Annotated in this window: 16 protein-coding genes; 4 read left to right on the top strand and 12 right to left on the bottom strand. The window is 65.1% G+C overall.

The annotated features are described in order from the left end of the window. Positions 1-64: 64 nt before the first annotated feature. The 9 genes from D580_RS15260 to D580_RS0106465 form a co-directional block, all read right to left on the bottom strand. Positions 65-985 (bottom strand): mechanosensitive ion channel family protein, encoded by a 921-nt coding sequence (locus D580_RS15260; RefSeq protein WP_018953616.1) that lies wholly within the window; start codon positions 983-985, stop codon positions 65-67. A 116-nt stretch (positions 986-1,101) separates the two neighbouring features. Next, the gene (gene asnB / locus D580_RS0106500; protein WP_026289768.1) at positions 1,102-3,114 is read right to left on the bottom strand and encodes an asparagine synthase (glutamine-hydrolyzing); all 2,013 of its coding nucleotides are present in this window, start codon (positions 3,112-3,114) and stop codon (positions 1,102-1,104) included. Positions 3,115-3,338: 224 nt separating this feature from the next. Then, positions 3,339-4,427 carry an aspartate/ornithine carbamoyltransferase family protein gene (locus tag D580_RS0106495; RefSeq protein ID WP_018953614.1) on the bottom strand — a complete coding sequence of 363 codons (1,089 nt, stop codon included), beginning with the start codon at positions 4,425-4,427 and terminating at the stop codon, positions 3,339-3,341. Further along, positions 4,421-4,543, bottom strand: coding sequence for a hypothetical protein (locus tag D580_RS16975; protein ID WP_018953613.1), 123 nt, complete (start codon positions 4,541-4,543; stop codon positions 4,421-4,423). The genes D580_RS0106495 and D580_RS16975 overlap by 7 nt, the downstream gene beginning before the upstream one ends. A gap of 188 nt (positions 4,544-4,731) precedes the next feature. Then, a complete protein-coding gene (locus tag D580_RS0106485; RefSeq protein ID WP_026289766.1) occupies positions 4,732-6,168 on the bottom strand; it encodes a sodium:solute symporter family transporter in 1,437 nt (478 codons plus the stop codon). Continuing rightward, positions 6,165-6,908 (bottom strand): cysteine hydrolase family protein, encoded by a 744-nt coding sequence (locus D580_RS0106480; protein WP_018953611.1) that lies wholly within the window; start codon positions 6,906-6,908, stop codon positions 6,165-6,167. Before D580_RS0106480 ends, D580_RS0106485 begins: the two co-directional genes overlap by 4 nt. Then, the gene (locus D580_RS0106475; RefSeq protein ID WP_018953610.1) at positions 6,905-8,194 is read right to left on the bottom strand and encodes a Zn-dependent hydrolase; all 1,290 of its coding nucleotides are present in this window, start codon (positions 8,192-8,194) and stop codon (positions 6,905-6,907) included. Before D580_RS0106475 ends, D580_RS0106480 begins: the two co-directional genes overlap by 4 nt. Beyond that, positions 8,191-8,625 (bottom strand): fibronectin type III domain-containing protein, encoded by a 435-nt coding sequence (locus D580_RS0106470; RefSeq protein WP_018953609.1) that lies wholly within the window; start codon positions 8,623-8,625, stop codon positions 8,191-8,193. Before D580_RS0106470 ends, D580_RS0106475 begins: the two co-directional genes overlap by 4 nt. Positions 8,626-8,629: 4 nt before the next feature. After that, entirely contained in the window at positions 8,630-9,172 is a 543-nt protein-coding gene (locus tag D580_RS0106465; protein ID WP_018953608.1) for a MarR family winged helix-turn-helix transcriptional regulator, read from the bottom strand. Positions 9,173-9,266: 94 nt separating this feature from the next. Here D580_RS0106465 and D580_RS0106460 point away from each other — a divergent pair, with 94 nt between their 5' ends. The 4 genes from D580_RS0106460 to D580_RS0106445 all read left to right on the top strand — a co-directional run bounded on the left by D580_RS0106460 (position 9,267) and on the right by D580_RS0106445 (position 16,930). Further along, on the top strand, positions 9,267-11,645 hold the full coding sequence (locus D580_RS0106460) for a sucrose synthase (RefSeq protein WP_018953607.1): 2,379 nt from the start codon (positions 9,267-9,269) through the stop codon (positions 11,643-11,645). Between the two features lie 493 nt (positions 11,646-12,138). Next, a complete protein-coding gene (locus D580_RS0106455; protein WP_018953606.1) occupies positions 12,139-14,085 on the top strand; it encodes a PrkA family serine protein kinase in 1,947 nt (648 codons plus the stop codon). A gap of 6 nt (positions 14,086-14,091) precedes the next feature. Then, positions 14,092-15,375 carry a YeaH/YhbH family protein gene (locus tag D580_RS0106450; RefSeq protein ID WP_018953605.1) on the top strand — a complete coding sequence of 428 codons (1,284 nt, stop codon included), beginning with the start codon at positions 14,092-14,094 and terminating at the stop codon, positions 15,373-15,375. A gap of 1 nt (position 15,376) precedes the next feature. After that, positions 15,377-16,930, top strand: coding sequence for a SpoVR family protein (locus D580_RS0106445; protein ID WP_018953604.1), 1,554 nt, complete (start codon positions 15,377-15,379; stop codon positions 16,928-16,930). 166 nt (positions 16,931-17,096) lie between these two features. Here the strand turns inward: D580_RS0106445 and D580_RS0106440 are convergent, their stop codons facing one another. The 3 genes from D580_RS0106440 to D580_RS0106430 all read right to left on the bottom strand — a co-directional run bounded on the left by D580_RS0106440 (position 17,097) and on the right by D580_RS0106430 (position 21,081). Then, entirely contained in the window at positions 17,097-18,029 is a 933-nt protein-coding gene (locus D580_RS0106440) for a carbohydrate kinase family protein (RefSeq protein WP_018953603.1), read from the bottom strand. Positions 18,030-18,241: 212 nt separating this feature from the next. Continuing rightward, positions 18,242-18,445, bottom strand: coding sequence for a cold-shock protein (locus tag D580_RS0106435; RefSeq protein ID WP_012636760.1), 204 nt, complete (start codon positions 18,443-18,445; stop codon positions 18,242-18,244). Positions 18,446-18,654: 209 nt separating this feature from the next. Beyond that, entirely contained in the window at positions 18,655-21,081 is a 2,427-nt protein-coding gene (locus D580_RS0106430; RefSeq protein ID WP_018953602.1) for an EAL domain-containing protein, read from the bottom strand. Positions 21,082-21,148: the final 67 nt, after the last annotated feature.

Here is a 21,148-nt window from a genome sequence, read left to right as displayed (position 1 = left end):
AGTCGCGGAATGAGGTGTCATAGTGGCTACTCCTTGTCTGTGTCTTGGATATGCATGAGGAACATTATTGGCCGTTCTCGCCCGCAGGGGTCTGCTGATTGAGCATGCGGGTCAAGAACGGGGGACTGGCTTCGCCAAAGTATAGCGTCCTGTGCGGGAACGGGATCTCCACACCGTGGGCATCGAACGCATACTTGACGCGCCTCAGGAACTCACGGCCCACGTACCACTGCTTGATGGGCAGGGTCTTAATGCGCCCCTTGATCACCACGGCGGAGTCATCGAACTTGTCCACGCCGAAGATCTCGATGTCCTGGATGTTGGGGCCGTATTCGGTGTCGGCCATCATCTCCTCGCCCACGTCCTTGAGGATGCCCACCACCTTGTCGGTGTCCTCCTTGTAGGCCACGCCGATGTCGAACACATAGGCAGACCATTCCCGGGTCAGGTTGGTGACCGCGTCGATGGTGCCGTTGGGGAAGATGTGCACCTTGCCCTCCAGGTCACGCAGCACCAGAGTGCGGAAGTTGATGCCCTCCACCAGCCCGCCGGTGCCGTTAACCACCACCACGTCGCCCACGCGCACCTGGTTCTCCAGGATGAAGAAGAAGCCGCTGATCACGTCGCGCACCAGGTTCTGGGCGCCGAAGCCGATGGCCAGGCCCAGTACGCCGGCCGAGGCCAGGATGGGGGCCACGGAGACGCCCAGCTCGTTGAGGATCACCAGCAAGGCCATCACCCAGACCACGATGAGCACCAGCTGGCGCAACAGCCGCACCAGGGTCTCGGCACGTTTGGTGGCCTCCGAGGGCACATCGCCCTGCTTCTTGCCGGCTTCCACCAGCTTTCTTTCCATGCGGGCCAGACCACCCCGGACCACGCTCATGATCACCCAGGCCATGACCAGGATGAGCAGGATGCGCAGGGTGGAGAAGATCAGGTCTTCCCATTGGACGCCTTCGAGGTATTCCAGGACGAGTTCCATGTTTGAAGCTCCGTGTGTAATGTCAGATCAGTGAACAGTGGCAAGTCTCAAGTGGCTAGTGGCAAGGGAAATCAATAACCGAAGTTCCTTGCCACTTGAGACTTGCCACTTGCCACTTACGCGGCCCAGCCCAATTCCTGCGCCTTCCTGCGCGCCAACGCCGGCACGTCCTGAGCCACGAAGTGACTGTGCAGGACCTGCACGCCGATCATGTGGTTGATCACCGCGTCCAGCTGTACCTGGGTGGAGGCGGAGGTGTTCTCGGCCTCGTGCAGGGCGAACAGGGCCTTTACGCCAGAGGGGTCCAGCAGGCCGGCGGCCTCGATGGCCTCGTCGGAGAGGTATTCATCGGCCAGGGCCTTCATGGCGGCCCACTTCTTCGGGTCCGTGTGGGCCGGCGGGGCCATGAAAGCGAACTTCTCGCGCTCATAGAGCACCTTGGGCAGCAGGCCCTTCATGGACTCGCGCAGCACGTACTTCTCGGTGCGGCCACGGATACGCATGGAGGGCGGGATCTTTGTCGCGAATTCCGCCAGGTGGTGATCCAGGAACGGCGGGCGGGCCTCCATGGAGTTCGCCATGTCCACCCGGTCGCCGCCCCAGGTGAGGATCTGGCCTTCCAGCATGGTCTTGATCCACACGTACTGGGCCTTGTCCAGGGGATGACGCCCCTCGATCATGTCGCCGTCCAGGGCCTCGGCGATGGCGCGGCCCGGCTCGTAGCCTTGCACCTGTTCACGCATGGCCTCGGACATGAGGCCCGGCACGTGGGCGGCGGTGGCCAGCCAGGGCTGCAGGCAGGAGGGGGTGAAACCCACCAGGTCGCTGAGCGCCGGGTCGTTGAGTTCGTTCTCGGCCAGCATCGCACCGGAGAACAGCTTGTTGCTCTCCGCCAGCATCTGCTCCCAGCTGGCCCGCTCGGCGGGATCCATGTGATCCAGGCCGTGCAGGAACATGTCGCGGCGGAAGGCCGGGTAGCCGGCAAACAGCTCGTCGGAGCCCTCGCCGGTGACCACCACCCGGTAACCGGCCTGGTTCACGTGCCGGCTCATGAGCAGCTTGGCCACGCCCAGGGTGTTGTAGATGGTGCGCTCGGCGTGCCAGAGGGTCTCCACCAGGTTGTCGTAGAGGTGGTCGGCATTGAGCCGCATGATGTCCTGGTCGGCGCCCACGGACTCGGCCATCTCCTTTGCAATAGCGGTCTCGTCATAGTCTGCATTGTCGAAGCCGATGGTGAAGGCCTTGACCGGGGACTGCTGGTTGGCTGCCGACAGCCCCAGGGTGATGCAGGAGTCGATTCCGCCGGAGAGATAGCAGGCCACGGGCACGTCCGCCTCGAGACGCAGCTGCACCGCCTCCATCAGTTCCCTGCGCACGCCCTCGATGTAGACCTCGTCGTCCTCGGGCTCGCCACGCTCGGAAAGCAGCGGGAAGTCCATGTCCCAGTAGCGCTCGTCCTTGATCTCGAACTTGCCATGGCGCCGCTCGAAGGTGATCACGTGGCCGGGCTTGACCTGGTGGATGCCGTCAAAGGCCGTGGTGCCGGGCACCACGGTCTGCATCAGCTGGTGATAGAGGCCCTGGGCGTTGAAACGGCGCGGCACGTCCGGGTGGGCGAACAGCACCTTGATCTCGGAACCGAACACGATCTTGCCGTTGACCTCGGTCCAGTACAGGGGCTTCACGCCGAAACGGTCGCGGATCAGCATGAGGCGATCCTTGGCCCGGTCGTACAGGGCCACGGCGTACTCGCCGCGCATCTGCTTCAGGGTCTCCTCCAGGCCGTAGCGTTCATAGAGATGAAGCACGATCTCGGAATCGCTCTTGGAGCGAAACTTGGCGCCTCGGGAGGTCAGCTCGGTGCGAATGCGCTTGTAGTCGTAGAGTTCACCGTTGACCGCCAGCATCAGGTTGCCGTCCTGGGAGGCGAAGGGCTGACGGCCGCGGTTCTCGTCCAGATCGATGATGGTCAGACGGGCGTGGGAAAAACCCACCCCGCGATCCTTCTCCACGCGATAACCGAAACCGTCCGGACCCCGGTGATACTGGATGGCCGCCATGGCCACCAGGGTTTCGGGATCAACGGGCTGTTTGGGGTCGGCGTGCAACACGCCTGCAATTCCACACATGTGTGTTTTCTCCTGCTTACATTACTCAGAAAGGCTTGATGATTGCCGCAGAGACGCGGAGACGCGGAGATATCAAAGGACTGGACAGGATTTACATGATCAACATGATTTAAGACTAGGATCTGTAGAAAGCAGTTTTAATCCTGTCAATCATGTAAATCCTGTCAAAGCGTTTCTCTCTCCGCGCCTCCGCGTCTCTGCGGCCGCCTTGAATTCAGTTCATTTCAGCCGCGCCCGACATCCGGCACATCCATGACCTCGCTGATCCGGCGCACCATGCAGGTGAGCAGGGCCATGCGGATGAATACCGCGCCGCGGGCCTGGGCGAAGTACCAGTTGTGGGGGGTCTTATCCAGGTCGGTGGACAGTTCCTCGCCGCGGGCGAGCGGGTGCAACACGATGGCGCCCTTCTTCAGCGGCGAGGCGGCGGACAGGCGCATGTCCATGCCCATGGCCTCGAAGGTGTCTCCCACCCAGGCGATGGCATTGATGTACACCACGTCCAGGCTCGGCAGTTCACCGTCCAGATCCGTGGCCACGCGCACCTTGAGCCCGGCCCCGCCCAACTCCTCGGCCTGGCCCTCGTCGAACAGATTGTCCTCGCGACTCAGGATCACCACCTCTTCGATGGCGTGGGCGAAGCAGCCCAAGGTCAAGAGCAGGCTGCGCACGGTGCGCATGCGGCTGGGTACGCCGATGATGCCGATGCGGATGCGCTGCCCGGCGGGCAGATCCGTGCGGGCCAGTTCGGGACGCCACTTCATGATGGTGTAGACATCCGCCATGGCCTGGGTGGGATGCTCGTCGATGCCGTTGCCCGCGTTGATGATGGGGATGCGCAGGGAGTCCAGCATCTCGTAGATCGCCGGGCCTTCGTTGTTGCGCAGCACGATCACGTCACCGTAGTTGTTGAACATCTCGGCGATGTCAGCGAGCGATTCGCCCTTGGCCATGCCCGTACTCTTCGGGTCGGTGATGGACATGATGTCCCCGCCCAGCCGGTGCCAGGCGCTCTCGAAGGACAGGCGTGTACGGGTGCTCGGCTCGTAGAAGGCGCTGATCAGGATCTTGCCGGCCAGGGGCGGATGCAGCAGCGCGGGCGTGCTCTCGTACTGGGCCGCGAGGCGGAACAGCTGCACCAGGGTCTCCCGGTCGAACTGGCGCGAGGAGACCACGTGCCGGCTGGACAGGGTCATGAGCGGGCGCGGATCCTCGGGCAGGCTGTCCAGCAGCGCCTTGGGCCGCTCGATACCGGCGGTACCGTCCTTGGGCTGCAGCGGCCGGTCCAGCTGCGCGTCGTTGGTCTCTACCATAGCGTGCCCCTCCTCAGGTCACGGATGAACAAACCGATGAGCAGCAGCGGCGACAGGGTGGTCACCACGGTGGCAATGCTCACCAGCCATGTGAATGCACTGACGGATAGGGTCATGGATGCATCTCCTTCAATTCACTACTTGCCGCTGAAACGCCGTGGCGCGGAGGGCAAGACATAAAATCCTCTGACAGGATTGACAGGATGAAAGCGGATTCACAGGATTGAACCTTTTACATGTAAATCCTGTTAATCCTGTCCATTTCATTTCTCCGCGCCTCCGCGTCTCTGCGGCACGCTGTTGTTCAGCCACGCAGCGGCTCTTCACGCAGACTGGCCCACTGGAAATCCCTCGGCCACAGCCAGGTCGTCACCAGCACCAGCGCCATGGAGATGGCCGCGGACACCAGTGCCGCCACGTAGAAGCCGATGGCGAAATAGCTGTAAAGCCCGATCACCGTGCCCAGCACCATGGCGGCGATCACGCCCCAGGGGTTGGTGCGCCGCCAGTAGAGGCCGGCGACGATGGGCATGATGGTGCTGGCCACGAAGGCGCCCAGGAACTGCAGCACGGCGCCCAGCGTGCCCAGGCGCAGCATGCACAGGGCCCAGGTCACCGTGCCCAGCACCACCACGATGGTCTTGGCGGCCAGATAGACTTCGCGCTCGCCGGCCTGCCTGCGCAGGTGGCCCTTGTAGATGTCCCGGGTCACCAGGTCCGACGTGGCGGCCAGTACCGAGTCCACGCTGGAAGCCAGCGCCGAGAACACCACGATGAAGACGATGATGGCGCCCGCCAGGCCCAGCAGCTCACCGGCCACCAGGGGCCCCACCATGTCGGCGCCAGGCACGTTGATGCCGAGCGCCGGCGTGGCCAGGGCTATGAAACCGGCGACGATGGGAATGGGCATCCACAACAGGCCCGCCATCAGGTAGGCCCGCTTGCCCACGCCCCGGCCGAAGGCGAAGGCGCGGCTCCACCACACGTTGGAATGAAAGATCTCGCCCACGCCGAACAGCAGGTTGTTGAACAGGAACATGATCGCGGCGGGGAACAGCAGATTCAGCAGTTCGGGACGCTGTTCCGAGACCGTCACGTGGATTTCACCGAAGCCGACCTGAGCGATGACCAGCCACGCCAGGATGACCAGGCCCACCAGGATCAGGATCGTCTGAACGAAGTCGGTGCCGATCACCGCGCGCAGACCGCCCAGCAGGGTGTAGAGCACGCAGATGAACAGGATCACGCTCATGCCCACCCGGTAGTCGATACCGGCGAGCGCCTCGATGAGCACGCCGCCGGCCATGCCTAAACTGATCAGCCAGCCCAGGCCATAGATCAGCGAGATCACCAGGAACACGCGCCAGGCGGTGTTGCCGTAACGCAGGCGGATGAAATCGCCACTGGTAAAGCCGCCCGGCATCAACCTGCGGATGCGCCCCGCCAGTGGCGCGAACAGGATCAGTCCCACAGAGCCCAGGGCATAGCCCACCATGCCCCAGATGCCCAGTTGCAGTGCGAACTGGGGCGCGGCCATGGTGGTGTTGGTGGTCACCCAGGTGGCCATGGCGGTGGCAGTGGCGAGCGCAAGCCCCACGTTGCGTCCGGCCAGCATGTAGTCGTCCACGGTCCGCGCTCTGCGCCCCAGGTACCAGCCCAGGAACACCCACAGGACACTGAACGCCCCGAGGATGCCCCAGGCGATACCCGCCGGGAGCACGGCCGTCTCAGGCCCGTTCACGAGGCCTCCGCCACCTTGGCCACTTCGGCCAGTGCCTCGTCGGTGCTCATCACCCGGGCATAGCGGTCCTTGATGGTGGTCAGCGTCGCCTGCTGCATCTCCGGGGTCACCGTCGCGCAGCCGTCCTCGATCAGCGTCACGTAGAAGCCCAGGTCACAGGCATCACGGATGGCGGTGGAGACGCACTCGTTGCTGTAGACCCCCACCACGAAGAGCGACGTGATCTCCAGGTTGCGCAGCACGTACTCCAGGTTCGTGGAGGTGAACACGCCGCTGGCGGTCTTGTTGATGATGATCTCGTCGCCCTGGGGCGCGACCATCTCCACGAACTCCGCCTCTTTGGAACCGGGCGCGGCATGCAGGTTGAGGCGCTTGTGCCCCGGACCCCGGTCGCGGCCATCGGCGGTGAGCGACTGGATGCGGGTGTGGATCACCTCCAGGCCCACGGCACGGAAGGCGTCCTGCAGGCGCCGCACGTTGGGCAGCACCTGGTTCTCCAGGGCGTTGAAGTAGTACTCCTGGGCCTCGATGGGCACGCCGGATCGCTCGCAGTCGGCGAACACGCCGTAGCCACGCGCCGCATCCAGGTACTGCAGGTCGATGCACAGCAGGGCCGCGTGGTGGGCGCCCAGTTCCCGCTTCAGGATCCGGTTGGTGATCAGGGTCTCGCGGTACTGGTCCCTGAGCGGGTCGATGCTGTCGTACTTCGACAGGTCGGTGACGTTGTCCGGCTTGCTCATGCCTTCTTCCTCTTCGGTTTTTGTTCTCTCATGGCCGCGCCGGCATCCGCGGCGGCCAGCTGCAACACCGTGTGCAGGGCCAGGTTCGCGCCCCGCTCGATGTCCTCCCAAGCGGTCCACTCGGAGGCCGAGTGGCTTTTGCCCTCCAGGCTCGGCACGAAGATCATGCCGGTGCGGGTCACCGAGCCCATGATCTGGGCGTCGTGGGCGGCGCCGCTCGGCATGCGCAAGTGCTTGAGGTCGAGACGTTCTGCGGTGTCGGTCACCAGCTGCACCAGGCCGGGATCGCAGCGCATGGGCGGGATCTCCGAGAGCACGTCGAACTCGAACATCAGGTCCCGGCGGCGGGCCAGGGCCGAGAGGGTGCGGCGGAAGGCATCCGCCAGGTTCTTCAGGGTCTCGGCGTCGGTGTCACGCACGTCCAGGGAGAAACTGGTCTGCCCCGGCACGGTGTTGGCGGCGCCGGGCTTGAGTTCCACCCGGCCGATGGTGGCGCGGCTGTGGGGGCTGCCGTGCTCCTCCAGGATGCGGTTGATCTCGCCGGCGAATTCCGCCAGGCCCTGGAAGCTGTCCACGCGCATGTCCATGGGGGTGGTGCCCGCGTGGTTGGTCTGGCCCATGAGGCGCACGTCCCACTTGAACAGGCCGGTGATGGCATCCACCACGCCGATGGACACCTGGTTGCGGTCCAGCACCGGGCCCTGCTCGATGTGCAGTTCCAGGTAGGCGTGGATGGAATCCGGCGCACGCCGGGCGAACAGGGCAGCGTTGGCGTCCAGGCCCCAGGAGGCCATGGCCTCGGTGAGGGTCACGCCATCCAGGTCCCGGGCGTTATGGATCACCGCCGGGGTCAGCTGCCCGGCGATGGCCTGGGAGCCGAACAGGCCGCCGAAGCGCCCCTCCTCGTCGGTGAAGTCCACCGCCTCCAGGGGATGCCTGAGCGTGACGCCCGCCTCCTTGACGGTGCGCAGCACCTCGAGGCCCACCAGCACGCCGAGCGCCCCGTCCAGGGGGCCGCCGCCGGGCACCGTGTCCAGGTGCGAGCCCATCATCACGCTGGGGCGCTTGCCGTCCCAGTCCAGACGCGCGTGCAGGTTGGCGGCGCCGTCCTCGTAGACCTCCAGGCCCGCCGCTTCGATGCGCGAGCGGAACCAGCGACGGCCCTCCAGATCGCCCTCGCTGAAGGCCATGCGGTGGATGCCCTGGTCGGGGGTCTGGCCGATGCGCGACAGGGCAAGCACGTCCTCGCGCAGGCGTTCAAAGTTGACTCGGATAGGGTGGTTCATGGGGTGTCTCGATCCTCCCGGGCGCCCCGGATGATCACCGCCAGCAGGACGGCGAACACCAGTGCGCCCACGACAAAGAATTGCAGCGCCCGGGCCAGGCTGTGGTGCTGCACGGTGACCTGAAGCGGCTCGCTCCAGGGGCCGGGGCCCGACTCGCCCAGCACCCGCACCCGGTAGAAGTACTCGCCATCCGGCTTGCCGGTGATCACCGAGGCGGTGTCAGCGCCGGTGTACAGGGTGCGCGCAGGGTTGAAGTGGGCGCCGTCCGACTCCTGCAGCTCGAAGCGGGCCGCCCCATCAGCCTCCCAGCTCAGGCGGTAGACGCCATCGGTGGCCCGCTCGGGCGAGGCGCGCAGGTCGGGCGCGGCCATCGCCGCCGGGGCGGCCAGCAGGCTCAGGCACCAGAGCAGAAGCAGTGCACGACGCGCCAAGGGCTCAGTCCTCGTTGTCGATGGGCCGCAGGGCTGCGTCATCGTCGCGCTCGTCCATGCGTTCCAGCAGGGCGGCAAGACCGGATTCCAGGGACGCGAGCTGGTCCAGGGGCAGGGCCTGCAGGGCACGGTTGAGCTCACCCTGGGCGGGGGCCGGGGCCGCCTCCAGCAGTTCCGCGCCCCGGGCGGTGAGGTAGAGCGTCACCACCCGCTGGTCCAGACCCGCGCGGCGGCGCTCCACCAGGTGCTTTTTCTCCAGCTTGTCCAGCATGTTGGAGGCCGTGGACGGGTGGATCATCAGGCACTGGGACAGGTCCCCCACGCTCAGACCGGGGCTTCGATGCAGTTCCCACAGGGCCCATAGCTGGGCGGCACTGACGCCGCAGGCCTTCTCGATGCTGCGGGAGTGGGTCTGCAGGGCCCGGAACACGATGCGCAACTGGCGGATCACCGTCTGAACACTGGCCGTCTGCACGCTGGGGCCCCGCGGGGAAACGGCATCCTGACCGGCGCCGTGCCGGCTCATCTCGGAATGGGGTGTGGCCATGGGATTTCTTTTTGCAGAAAGTATTTTTGTACAATAACATTACTCCCATCGCCCTGACAACGCGACCCCGCCCACACATCCCCAAGGAGGCCCCATGACCCAGCCCACCCGGGACGCCCTGGAACTGCACCGGGAAGCCGCCTACCTGCTGCTCAGACGCTACCTGGCCCTGGGCCGCCCTTTCCTGCTGCGTTCGGACCTGCAGGACGGCTTCCAGGCCCTGTGCCTGGAGCGGGACGAGCCGGGGCTGGCCGAGAGCCCCCTGGCGGACCTGGTGGGCCAGGCCCAGGAGGCGGTGCTGGCGGCCCCCTGGGTCTGCCTGGCCCTGCGCCCGCGCATCGGCCGCTGGCAGTTCCTGCGCATCCACGCCGACGACCTGAGCGTGGAGGACCTGGGAGTGAGCGAGTTCCTGGCCATCAAGGAGCGTCTAGTGTGCCCCACGCCCCGCCATGGCCGGCCCCTGGAGTTCGACATCGAGCCCTTCAACCGGGAGTTTCCGCGCCTGCGCGAGACCCGCTCCATCGGTCGCGGCGTGGAGTTCCTCAACCGCAAGCTCTCCAGCCAGCTGTTCGACCGGGCCAACGGCGGCCTGGACAAGCTGTTCCGCTTCCTGCGTGAACACCGCTGCGACGGCCGGCTGCTGATGATCAACGACCGCATCCGGGACGTGGACGCCCTGCGGGTGGCGATCCGGGACGCGGAACAGCGCCTGGCCCGGCTCAAGCGGGATACCCCCTGGGCGGACTTCGCCCACCCCCTGCAGGACCTCGGTTTCGAGCCCGGCTGGGGCCGGGACGCGGGCCGGGTACAGGAGACCCTGCGCCTGCTCTCGGAACTGCTGGAGGCGCCGTCCCCGGAGAGCCTGGAACGCTTCCTGGCGCGCATCCCGATGATCTTCAGTCTGCTGATCCTCTCCCCCCACGGCTTCTTCGGCCAGGCGGGGGTGCTGGGCCTGCCGGACACCGGCGGGCAGGTGGTCTACATCCTGGACCAGGTGCGCGCCCTGGAGCGGGAGATGCGTGACCGGCTGGCGGAACAGGGCCTGGACATCGAGCCGCGCATCCGGGTGGTGACCCGCCTGATCCCCGAGGCCCGGGGCACCAGCTGCGACCAGCCCGAGGAGGCCATCTCCGGCACCGAGAACGCGCGCATCCTGCGGGTGCCGTTTCGCGGCGAGGACGGCGAGGTGGTGCCCCAGTGGATCTCCCGCTTCGAGATCTGGCCCTACCTGGAACGCTTCGCCGACGAGGTGGAACGCGCCATCCTGGCGGACCTGGGCGGACGGCCTGATCTCATCATCGGCAACTACTCCGACGGCAACCTGGTGGCCTCCCTGCTCTCGGCCCGCCTGCACGTGACCCAGTGCAACATCGCCCACGCCCTGGAGAAGACCAAGTACCTGTATTCCGATCTCTACTGGAAGGACAACGACGCCCAGTACCACTTCGCCACCCAGTTCACCGCCGACCTGATCGCCATGAACGCGGCGGACTTCATCATCACCAGCACCTACCAGGAGATCGCCGGCACCGGCGAGGACATCGGCCAATACGAGAGTTACATGCACTTCTCGCTGCCGGATCTCTACCGGGTGGTGCGCGGCATCGACGTGTTCGACCCCAAGTTCAACATCGTCTCCCCGGGCGCCGATGACCGGGTGTACTTCCCCTACACGGAGGAGGAGCGGCGCATCACCGGGCTGCACCAGGAGATCGACGCGCTGCTGTTCGGCTGGCCCCGCGACGATGCCCGCGGCGTGCTGGCGGAACCGGACAGGCCGGTGATCTTCACCATGGCGCGCCTGGACCGGATCAAGAACATCGCGGGACTCGTCTCCTGGTACGCGCAGAACACCGAGCTGCGCGCGCGGGCCAACCTGGTGGTGGTGGCCGGCACGGTGGATGCGTCCCGTTCCGACGACCAGGAGGAACAGGCCCAGATCGCCCGGATGCACCAGCTGTTCGACGAGCATGATCTCAACGACTGCGTGCGCTGGCTGGGCGTGCGCCTGGACAAGACCCTGTCCGGGGAGTTGTATCGCTGCATCGCCGACCGGCGCGGCGTGTTCGTGCAGCCGGCCCTGTTCGAGGCCTTCGGCCTGACGGTGATCGAGGCCATGGCCTCGGGCCTGCCCACCTTCGCCACCCGCTACGGCGGGCCGCTGGAGATCATCGAGGACGGCATCAGCGGCTATCACATCGACCCCAACCACGGCGAACAGGCCGCGCGCATCCTGCTGGAATTCCTCGAACGCTGCGCGTCCGACCCGGGCCACTGGCAGCAGATCTCAAGGAGTGCCATCAGGCGCGTGGAACAACGTTACACCTGGAAGCTGTACGCGGAGCGCATGATGACCCTGTCACGCATCTACGGCTTCTGGAAGTACGTCACCAACCTGGAACGGGCCGAGACGCGACGTTACCTGGAGATGTTCCACGCGCTGCAGTACCGGCCACTGGCGTTGCTGAAGTGAGAAGTGGGAACTGAAGTGCGAAGTGTGAATTGGGGAGTGGGAATGAGGATTGATTCTCCGCCTGATTGAATCGGCTTATCCACGCCAATCTGTTTTTTATCAGCGTAATGAACTTCGCACTTCCAAATTCCCACTTCGCACTTCAAGACTGCCGTTCCCGCAGGAACACGACACGTTCGTCGGATGACATCGGCAGCGCTGCACACGCGCCCTTCCCTGTACTAAGCTTTGACCATGGGCATGCAATCCTGCGTGCCCCGCAGCAGACTAAGGTGTCCATCGGCCAGGTGAATACCGGTTCACAAACAGGCCTTGCACCACCGACGCAACGCGCCGGCACGTTCATTCACACTTCACCGATTCATCTTGAGATTTCCCGGAACTGCGCCAGCCACCCCGGGGTCCAAATTTCTGACAGCCGCCGGACCCGCGCGAGCAGGTCCGGCGGCGTCGCGCTCACACCACTGCATCCAGACGAGGAGGTGTCACCGTTATGGATTCTGCAGAAACCCTGATTGCCCAGTACGCCCGCGAATTCCAGAAGCGCCAGGAATCGGAAATGTCCCTGGCCTCTTATCTGGAAGCCTGCGCCGACGATCCCATGCTCTACGCCACCGCCGCCGAGCGCCTGGTGGCCGCCATCGGCGAACCCCGGGTCCTGGACACCGCCAGGGACGAGCGCCTGGGTCGCATCTTCCTGAATCGCACTATCAAGATCTATCCAGCCTTCGAGGATTTCTATGGCATGGAGGAGACGGTGGAACGCATCGTCGGCTTCTTCCGCTACGCCGCCCAGGGCCTGGAGGAACGCAAGCAGATCCTCTACCTCTTGGGCCCCGTGGGCGGCGGCAAGTCCTCCCTGGCCGAGCGCCTCAAGTCCCTGATGGAGAAACACCCGGTCTACGTGCTCAAGGCGGGCGAGGAACTCTCGCCGGTATTCGAAAGCCCCCTGGGCCTGTTCGACCCGAACATCCACGGTCCGGAACTGGAGGCCCGTTTCGGCATCCCGCGCCGGCGTCTCACCGGGCTCATCTCCCCTTGGGCGGTGAAACGCCTGGACGAGTTCGGCGGCGACATCTCGCGCTTCTCCGTGGTGCGCCTGTATCCCTCCAAGCTGCGCCAGATCGCCATCGCCAAGACCGAACCGGGCGACGAGAACAACCAGGACATCTCCTCCCTGGTGGGCAAGGTGGACATCCGCAAGCTCGAGCTCTACAGCCAGAACGACACCGACGCCTACAGCTATTCCGGCGGGCTCAACAGGGCCAACCAGGGCATCCTGGAATTCGTGGAGATGTTCAAGGCGCCCATCAAGATGCTGCACCCGCTGCTCACGGCCACCCAGGAGGCCAACTACGTAGGCACGGAGAACATCGGCGCCATCCCCTTCCAGGGGGTGATCATGGCCCACTCCAACGAGTCCGAGTGGCAGGCGTTTCGCAACAACAAGAACAACGAGGCCTTCCTGGACCGCATCTCGGTGATCAAGGTGCCCTACTGCCTGCGCGCCACCGAGGAACAACTCATCTACGACAAACTGATCCGCAGCAGTGAACTGAGCGAGGCCCCCTGCGCGCCGGCCACCCTGGACCTGCTGGCCAAGTTCTCGGTGCTCACCCGCCTCAAGGAACACGAGAACTCGAGCCTCTACTCCAAGATGCGCGTCTACGACGGCGAGAGCCTCAAGGACACCGACCCCAAGGCCAAGTCCATGCAGGAATACCGGGACGTGGCGGGCGTGGACGAGGGCATGAACGGGGTCTCCACCCGCTTCGCCTTCAAGGTTCTGTCAGAAACCTTCAACTACGACACCCGCGAGGTGGCCGCCGATCCGGTGCACCTGCTCTACATGCTGGAGCAGGCCATCCGCCGGGAACAGTTCCCGGAGGAGACCGAGCGGCGCTACCTGGAGTTCATCAAGGCGGAACTGGCGCCCCGCTACGCGGACTTCATCGGCAACGAGATCCAGAAGGCCTATCTCGAGTCCTACCACGACTTCGGCCAGAACCTGTTCGAGCGCTATGTCGCCTATGCCGACGCCTGGATCGAGGATCACGACTTCAAGGACCCGGACACCGGGCAGATGCTCGACCGCGCGGCGCTCAACCAGGAGCTGTCCAAGATCGAGAAGGCCGCCGGCATCGCCAACCCCAAGGATTTCCGCAACGAGGTGGTCAAGTTCGCCCTGCGTGCCCAGGCGGCCCAAGGGGGCAAGATGCCCTCCTGGACCTCCTACGAGAAGATCCGCGAGGTGATCGAGAAGCGCATGTTCAGCCAGGTGGAGGACCTGCTGCCGGTGATCAGCTTCGGCACCAAGGCGGACTCGGACATGGAGCGCAAGCACAGCGAGTTCGTGCAGCGCATGGTGGCGCGCGGCTACACCGAGCGCCAGGTGCGCCGCCTGGTGGAGTGGTACATGCGGGTCAAGCAGGCGGGATAAGGCCTCATGGTCAGCATCGTCGATCGGCGCCTCAATCCCAAGGACAAGAGCCTGGCCAATCGCCAGCGTTTCATCCGTCGTGCCAAGCGCCAGATCCTGGACGCGGTGCGCGACATCTCCGGTAGGCGCAAGGTCACCGAGGTGGGGCAGGGGGAGGAGGAGATCCGCATCCCCGCCGACGGCCTGCAGGAGCCCTCGTTTCGCAAGGACACGGACACCGGCATGCGCCGCCATGTGGTGCCCGGCAACAAGGAATACCAGGCCGGCGACCTGATCCCGCGGCCCGATGGCGGCGAGGGCGGTCGCGGCCCCGGCGGCAGCCCGACGGGGGAGGGGGAGGACGAGTTCCGCTTCACCGTGAGCCGCGACGAGTTCCTGGACCTGTTCTTCGAGAACCTGGAACTGCCGGAGCTGGCGCGCACCCAGCTCTCCAAGGTGGAACAGGAGGGCGTGCAACGGGCGGGATACTCCGTGTCCGGCTCGCCGGCGAGCCTCAACCTCACCCGCACCATGCGCAACTCCCTGTCCCGGCGCCTGGCCCTGCGCCGTCCCAAGCGCGAGGAGATCCTGGAGCTGGACCGGGAGATCGACCGCCTGGAACGTTCCGGCAAGGACCCGGAGCGCCTGCGCGCCCTGGTGCTGGAGCGCGAGGCGCTGACACGCCGCTCCCGGCTGATCCCCTACATCGATCCCATCGACCTGCGCTACAACCGCTTCACGCCGGTGCCGCGACCCATCTCCCAGGCGGTGATGTTCTGCCTGATGGACGTCTCCGGTTCCATGACCGAGGACATGAAGGATCTCGCCAAGCGCTTCTACATGCTGCTCTACCTGTTCCTGGAGCGGCGCTACCGGCACGTGGACATCGTGTTCATCCGTCACACCCACATCGCCCAGGAGGTGGACGAGGAGACCTTCTTCTACTCCCGGGAGACCGGCGGCACCCTGGTCTCGCCGGCGCTCCGGGAGATGGAGCGCATCGTGCGGGACCGCTACTCGCCGTCCGACTGGAACATCTACGCCGCCCAGGCCTCGGACGGCGACAACACCCCCTCGGACAACGCCACGGTGGTGGAACTGCTGGAGAACGCGATCCTGCCCCTGTGCCGCTATTACGCCTACATCGAGGTGTCCGAGGAGCGCGGCTGGGATGCCCTCACGGATCTCTGGGAGATCTACCAGAAGCTGGTGGCCAAGGGTCACCCCATGGCCATGCGCAAGGTCAAGAAGCGCGCCGACATCTTCCCGGTGTTCCAGGACCTGTTCACCCCCGCCGAGCTCAGACGCTGAGATGATCAACCGCTTCGAAGCCGACGCCCGCCTACTCTACACCGGACCGGACTGGGACTACCGGCTGGTGAAGAAGGCCTATGACGCCATCGAGCGCATCGCCGTGGACGAGATGGGTCTCGACCCCTATCCCAGCCAGATCGAGGTGATCAGCTCCGAGCAGATGCTCGACGCCTATGCCTCCATGGGCATGCCCCTGTTCTACCGGCACTGGTCCTTCGGCAAGCACTTCGCCCGCGACGAGATGCTCTACCGCAAGGGCATGACCGGGCTCGCCTACGAGATCGTGATCAACTCCAACCCCTGCCTCTGCTACATCATGGAAGAGAACACCATGACCATGCAGACCCTGGTCATGGCCCACGCCGCCTTCGGCCACAGCCACTTCTTCAAGAACAACCAGCTGTTCAAGGCCTGGACCGACGCGGACTCCATCCTGGACTACCTGGACTTCGCCAAGCGCTACGCGGCCGAGTGCGAGGAGCGCTACGGCGCCGAGGCCGTGGAGCAGGTGCTGGACGCCGCCCATGCCCTGATGAGTCACGGGGTGCACCGCTACCCCCGCAGGACACTCAACCTGAAGCGCGAGATGGAACGGGAGCGGGAGCGGCGCCGCCACGAGGAACAGACCTTCAGCGATCTCTGGCGCACCCTGCCCCGGCGCAAGCCCGAGGACGGCGACGAGGACCCGGGACTGGACGCACGCCGGCGCGCCCTGGGCCTGCCCGAGGAGAACCTGCTGTATTTCCTGGAGAAGCGGGCGCCCAAGCTGGCCCACTGGCAGCGCGAGCTGTTGCGCATCGTGCGCATGGTGGCCCAGTACTTCTATCCCCAGCGCCAGACCAAGGTGATGAACGAGGGCTGCGCCACCACGGTGCACTACGCCATCATGAACCGCCTGCACGAGACCGGGCAGATCACCGACGGCGCCTTCATGGAGTTCCTGCACGCCCACACCAACGTGGTGTTCCAGCCGCAGTTCGACGACCGGCGCTTCTCGGGCATCAACCCCTATGCCCTGGGTTTCGGCATCCTCCAGGACATGAAGCGCATGGGCGAAAACCCCACCGAGGAGGACCGGCGCTGGTTCCCGGACATCGCCGGCAACCCGGACTATCTCGGCACCTGGAAGTCCGCCTGGGCCGAGTACCGGGACGAGAGCTTCATCCTGCAGTTCCTGAGCCCGCGCCTGATGCGCGAGTGGCGCCTGTTCTCGGTGACCGACGATGCCGACGAGGCGGACCTCAAGGTGGAGGCCATCCACAACGAGGCCGGCTACCGGGAGGTGCGCCGGGCGCTGGCCGCCCAGTACGACCTGGCCCGTCACGAGCCGGACATCCAGGTGGTGGACGTGGACCTGACCGGCGACCGGCGCCTGATCCTGGAACACCGGGTGCTGGACGGACGCCTGCTGGAAGAGCGCAACACCCTGATGGTGCTGCGACACCTGGCCAACCTGTGGGGCTACCCGGTGAGCCTGGTGGAGATCGACCCCCGGGACGAGGACATCCTCAACGCCTACGAGGACGTGGAGCCGGACCGGCGGATGGGTTGAACGGTTTGAAAGTCAAAGGCCTCGACGCAAAGGCGCAAAGGCGCAAAGAAACGCGAAGTGTTCTGGATGTAATGAAGAAGGCCGGCGTGAGCCGGCCTTCTTGAACCCAATCATCCTTTGCGCACCTCTGCGTCTTTGCGCCTTTGCGTCGCGGTTTATTTCCCGTTCAGAACCGATACCCGAACTCCCTCTGGAACCGCTCCGCAAAACCGTCCCGGTCGAAGCGGTGGTTCTGGGTGCCGTAATGTTCGATCTTGATGGCGCCCATCAGCGAGGCAATGCGCCCGGTGGTCTCCCAGTCCATGTCGCGCATCAGGCCGTAGAGCAGTCCTGCCCGGTAGGCATCGCCGCAGCCGGTGGGGTCTCTGAGCTGCGCCGGTTTCGCCGAAGGGATCTCCAGGCACTTCCCACCGGTGTAGACCAGGGAACCCTCACCGCCCCGGGTCACCACCAGTGCCTTCACCCGCTCTGCCAGTTGCTCTACGCTGAGCCCCGTGCGGTCGCACATGAGTTGCGCCTCGTAGTCGTTGAGGGTCACCCAGGTGGCCTGGTCCACGAAGCGCTTGAGGTCCTCACCGTCGAACATGGGCATGCCCTGGCCCGGGTCAAAGATGAAGGGGATGCCGCTGCCGGCAAACTGCTCCGCGTGCTGGATCATGCCGTCCCGACCATCGGGGGAGACGATGCCGAGGGTGATGTCGCGGGCGTCGCTCACCTTGTTGCGATGCGACTCGCCCATGGCGCCGGGGTGGAAGGCGGTGATCTGGTTGTCGTCCTGGTCGGTGGTGATGAAGGCCTGGCCGGTGTAGAGATCGTCGAGCACCTTCACGTGCTTGCGGCTGATGCCGTTCTCGTCCAGCCAGTTGGCGTAGGGGCCGAAGTCGCCGCCCACGGTGGCCATGATCACCGGGTCATCCCCCAGCAGGTTCAGGTTGTAGGCGATGTTACCGGCGCATCCGCCGTACTCGCGGCGCATCTGCGGCACCAGGAACGACACGTTCAGCATGTGCACCTTGTCCGGCAGGATGTGGTTCCTGAACCGGTCGGGGAACACCATGATGGTGTCGTAGGCGATGGAACCGCAGATCAGTGCTGACATGGAGACTCCTGAGGATTCGGATGCAAGGCACCGACCATAACGAAGGCCTCAGGCGCATTCAAGATTCAAAATTCAACATTCAAAGGCGGGACAGTGCTGTTCCCTTTGAATGTTGAATTTTGAATCTTGAATGCGCCTGGAAAAAAAGCCCCGCACGGGGCGGGGCTCATACGTGAGGCCATGGAGGCCCTCCCGTTTACTGATTTCCGGTCTTACTGTGCGACGACGTTCGCCGCCTGCGGGCCCTTGGGGCCATCCTGCACATCGAAAGAGACCTTCTGGTTTTCGGCCAGGGTCTTGAACCCGGAGCCGCTGATGGCGCTGAAGTGGACGAATACGTCCTTGCCACCGTCATCAGGAGTAATGAAACCAAAACCCTTGGATTCGTTGAACCACTTCACAGTACCAGTTGCCATGGAACGCTACCTCAAAACAAACAATTGAACACTCACGGTTGATGCGCGCAGGTCATTGCAGGGGGGTCAATCGCGGGCCAGTGACGAGACTGTAAACACGAGCGACACCTAAGAAACGAACCGCCACAGGCACAAGCTACGCAACTTTTTCACGCCGCGCCAGTGTTTTTTGCAAAGGTCACGGCTAATTCATAACAATCGTACGGGGATTAATCCCGGCCAGTTTGAAACAGGCCGCACGTTCTGAAAGACGTCGGCCGGCCGATGCCATAGCCCTGGGCGTAGTCCACGCCGATCTCGCGCAGGTGTTCGAGCACCGCTTCGGATTCCACGAATTCCGCGATGGTCTTGACCCCCAGCACGCGGCCGATGCGGTGAATGGCGCCGACCATGGCGGCATCCACCGGGTCGGTCAGCACGTCCTGCACGAAGCTGCCGTCGATCTTCAGGTAGTCCACGGGCATGTGCTTGAGATAGTTGAACGAGGACAGTCCGCTGCCGAAATCATCCAGGGCGAAGGCGCAGCCCATGTCGCGCAGTTCGCGGATGAAACCGGCGGCACTGGAGAGATTGGCGATGGCCGCGGTCTCGGTGATCTCGAAACAGAAGCGGTGCGCCGGCATGCCATAGTACTGCAGTGCCTCGGTGACGAAGTCGAGCAGATCCTCCTGGCCCAGGGACTGGCCGGAGAGGTTGATGCCCACGATGGCATGCTGCTTCAGGGCGAAGTCCGAATCCGCCAGCATGGCAAACACCGAGCGGATCACATGCCGATCCACCTGGGGCATGAGGTTATAGCGTTCCGCCGCCGGGATGAACGCCCCCGGCTCCACCAGGCTACCGTCCTCGGCCTTGAGCCGCAGCAGGATCTCGAAGTGGGACACGCCCTCCCCGGAGATCGGCCGGATCGGCTGGCAGAAGAGCTCGAAGCGTTCCTCCTCCATGGCCTCGCGGATGCGGCCCAGCCATTCCATCTCGCCGTAGCGGGTCTTCAGGGCCTGGTCACCGGGGCGGGAGACGTAGACCCGGTTGCGGCCCTGTTCCTTGGCCACGTAGCAGGCTGAATCCGCCTCGCTCAGCACCTCCGAGAGGGAGGCGCTGGTCCCGTCGATGGACACCAGACCGATGCTCATGCCCACGTCGAAACGCCGTCCCTCCCACATGAAACGCAGCTCGGCCACCTCCGCCAGCAGCTGGTGACAAATGCTCAGGGCGCGGTCCAGGGGGCAGTTTTCCAGCAGCAGGCCGAACTCGTCACCGCCCAGGCGGGCCAGGGTATCGGTGTCGCGGATGTGGCGGGGCAGGGCGGCGGCCAGCTGGCGCAGCAGCTCGTCGCCGGCCACGTGCCCGCAGGTGTCGTTGACCACCTTGAACTGGTCGAGATCGATGTAGCAGAGGGCGTGGGAGCGACCGCTGCGCCGGGCGCTCTCCAGGGCCTCGCGCACCCGTTCCTCGAACTCGCGCCGGTTGATCAGGCCGGTGAGGGCGTCATGACGGGCCTGGTGACTCAGCTGCCGGGCCATGTCCCAGAGCATGCTGAAGTCATGCAGCACCAGCACCGCGCCGCTGATGCCGTCCTCCCCGTCCCGCAGGGGCGAGACCGTCAGGCGCACGGCGTAGCTCTCGCCGTCCGGTCGGCGCAGCCGGCTCTCCTCGCTGAACACCACCGGGCTGCCACCGTTGAAACAACGTTCCACGGGATCGGGCATCAGTTCACCGGTCTCCAGGTCCTCCACCCGCAGGATCTCCTCCATGGGACGGCCGCGGGCCTGGCTCAGGGTGAAGCCGGTGAGCTGTTCCGCCACCGGGTTCATGTAGGCCACCCGACCGGCCACGTCGGCGGTGATCACGCCGTCGGCGATGGACTCCAGGGTGGTGAACAGCCTGTCGCGCTCGCCGCTGAGCGCCTGCTCGGCGAGGCGCTGGGCGGTGATGTCATAGGAGACCCCCAGCACACCCCAGCCGCCCGCCGCCTCATCCGGCACGGGCTGCCAGTGGTGCAGAAAGCAGCGCCCCTCCACCCGGCTTTCCAGCTGCACAGGCTCGCCCGACAGGGCCCGCCGCAGCCCCTCGGCCACCTCCGGGTAGGTCCCGTACATCTCCAGGGCGTTCATGCCCACCGCCTGCCCGGGGGCAAGCCCCAGGCCCTCCAGACCCTTGCCCTCGGAGAGGGTGAAGGTACCGTGCCGGTCCAGGGAAAACAGCACCATGGGCGCGCTGGTGATGGCGGTACGCAGCTGGTGTTCCCGCTCGCGCAGGGTGCGCTCCGCGGCCAGGCGCTCACTGATGTCCAGGAAGGTGGCAAAGACCTGGACCTGATCCTCCACCCAGACGGCGTTGAGGTGCACCTCCGCCGGGAAGGTGCTGCCGTCCTTGCGACGGTAGGTACTCTGGAAGCTGGCGGGCAGATACCGCTCCGGATTGCCGTGCACCCGCTCCACATCCTCGCGGGTGGCGTTCAGGTCAAAATCGGTGACGTGCAGTCCGCCCACCAGCTCCTCGTGGCTGTAGCCCAGGCTGGCGCAGGCACTGCGATTGGCCTCGACGATGCCGCCATGGCGGTCGACCAGGATCATGGGGTCCAGGGCCTGTTCGAAGATCAGCCGGAAGCGCAGGTTGTCGTTGCTGGCGGGCATGGAAGCCTTTGGGTGAGTGAGTGGCCAGGGACGTCTTCCACACAGCCCGCCCCATGACCCCTTTCTG

The organism is Thioalkalivibrio sulfidiphilus, assembly GCF_000377945.1.
Taxonomy (GTDB): Bacteria; Pseudomonadota; Gammaproteobacteria; order Ectothiorhodospirales; family Ectothiorhodospiraceae; genus Thioalkalivibrio_A; species Thioalkalivibrio_A sulfidiphilus_A.
Note: the sequence above shows the minus strand (reverse complement) of the source record. Positions and strands in the feature narration are given on the sequence as shown.

Excerpts from the sequence above, each read along its gene's own strand:
- D580_RS15260 (WP_018953616.1), bottom strand. The coding sequence starts at position 985 with ATGGAACTCGTCCTGGAATACCTCGAAGGCGTCCAATGGGAAGACCTG.
- asnB (WP_026289768.1), bottom strand. The coding sequence starts at position 3,114 with ATGTGTGGAATTGCAGGCGTGTTGCACGCCGACCCCAAACAGCCCGTT.
- D580_RS0106495 (WP_018953614.1), bottom strand. The coding sequence starts at position 4,427 with ATGGTAGAGACCAACGACGCGCAGCTGGACCGGCCGCTGCAGCCCAAG.
- D580_RS16975 (WP_018953613.1), bottom strand. The coding sequence starts at position 4,543 with ATGACCCTATCCGTCAGTGCATTCACATGGCTGGTGAGCATTGCCACC.
- D580_RS0106480 (WP_018953611.1), bottom strand. The coding sequence starts at position 6,908 with ATGAGCAAGCCGGACAACGTCACCGACCTGTCGAAGTACGACAGCATC.
- D580_RS0106475 (WP_018953610.1), bottom strand. The coding sequence starts at position 8,194 with ATGAACCACCCTATCCGAGTCAACTTTGAACGCCTGCGCGAGGACGTG.
- D580_RS0106465 (WP_018953608.1), bottom strand. The coding sequence starts at position 9,172 with ATGGCCACACCCCATTCCGAGATGAGCCGGCACGGCGCCGGTCAGGAT.
- D580_RS0106460 (WP_018953607.1), top strand. The coding sequence starts at position 9,267 with ATGACCCAGCCCACCCGGGACGCCCTGGAACTGCACCGGGAAGCCGCC.
- D580_RS0106455 (WP_018953606.1), top strand. The coding sequence starts at position 12,139 with ATGGATTCTGCAGAAACCCTGATTGCCCAGTACGCCCGCGAATTCCAG.
- D580_RS0106450 (WP_018953605.1), top strand. The coding sequence starts at position 14,092 with ATGGTCAGCATCGTCGATCGGCGCCTCAATCCCAAGGACAAGAGCCTG.
- D580_RS0106445 (WP_018953604.1), top strand. The coding sequence starts at position 15,377 with ATGATCAACCGCTTCGAAGCCGACGCCCGCCTACTCTACACCGGACCG.
- D580_RS0106440 (WP_018953603.1), bottom strand. The coding sequence starts at position 18,029 with ATGTCAGCACTGATCTGCGGTTCCATCGCCTACGACACCATCATGGTG.
- D580_RS0106435 (WP_012636760.1), bottom strand. The coding sequence starts at position 18,445 with ATGGCAACTGGTACTGTGAAGTGGTTCAACGAATCCAAGGGTTTTGGT.
- D580_RS0106430 (WP_018953602.1), bottom strand. The coding sequence starts at position 21,081 with ATGCCCGCCAGCAACGACAACCTGCGCTTCCGGCTGATCTTCGAACAG.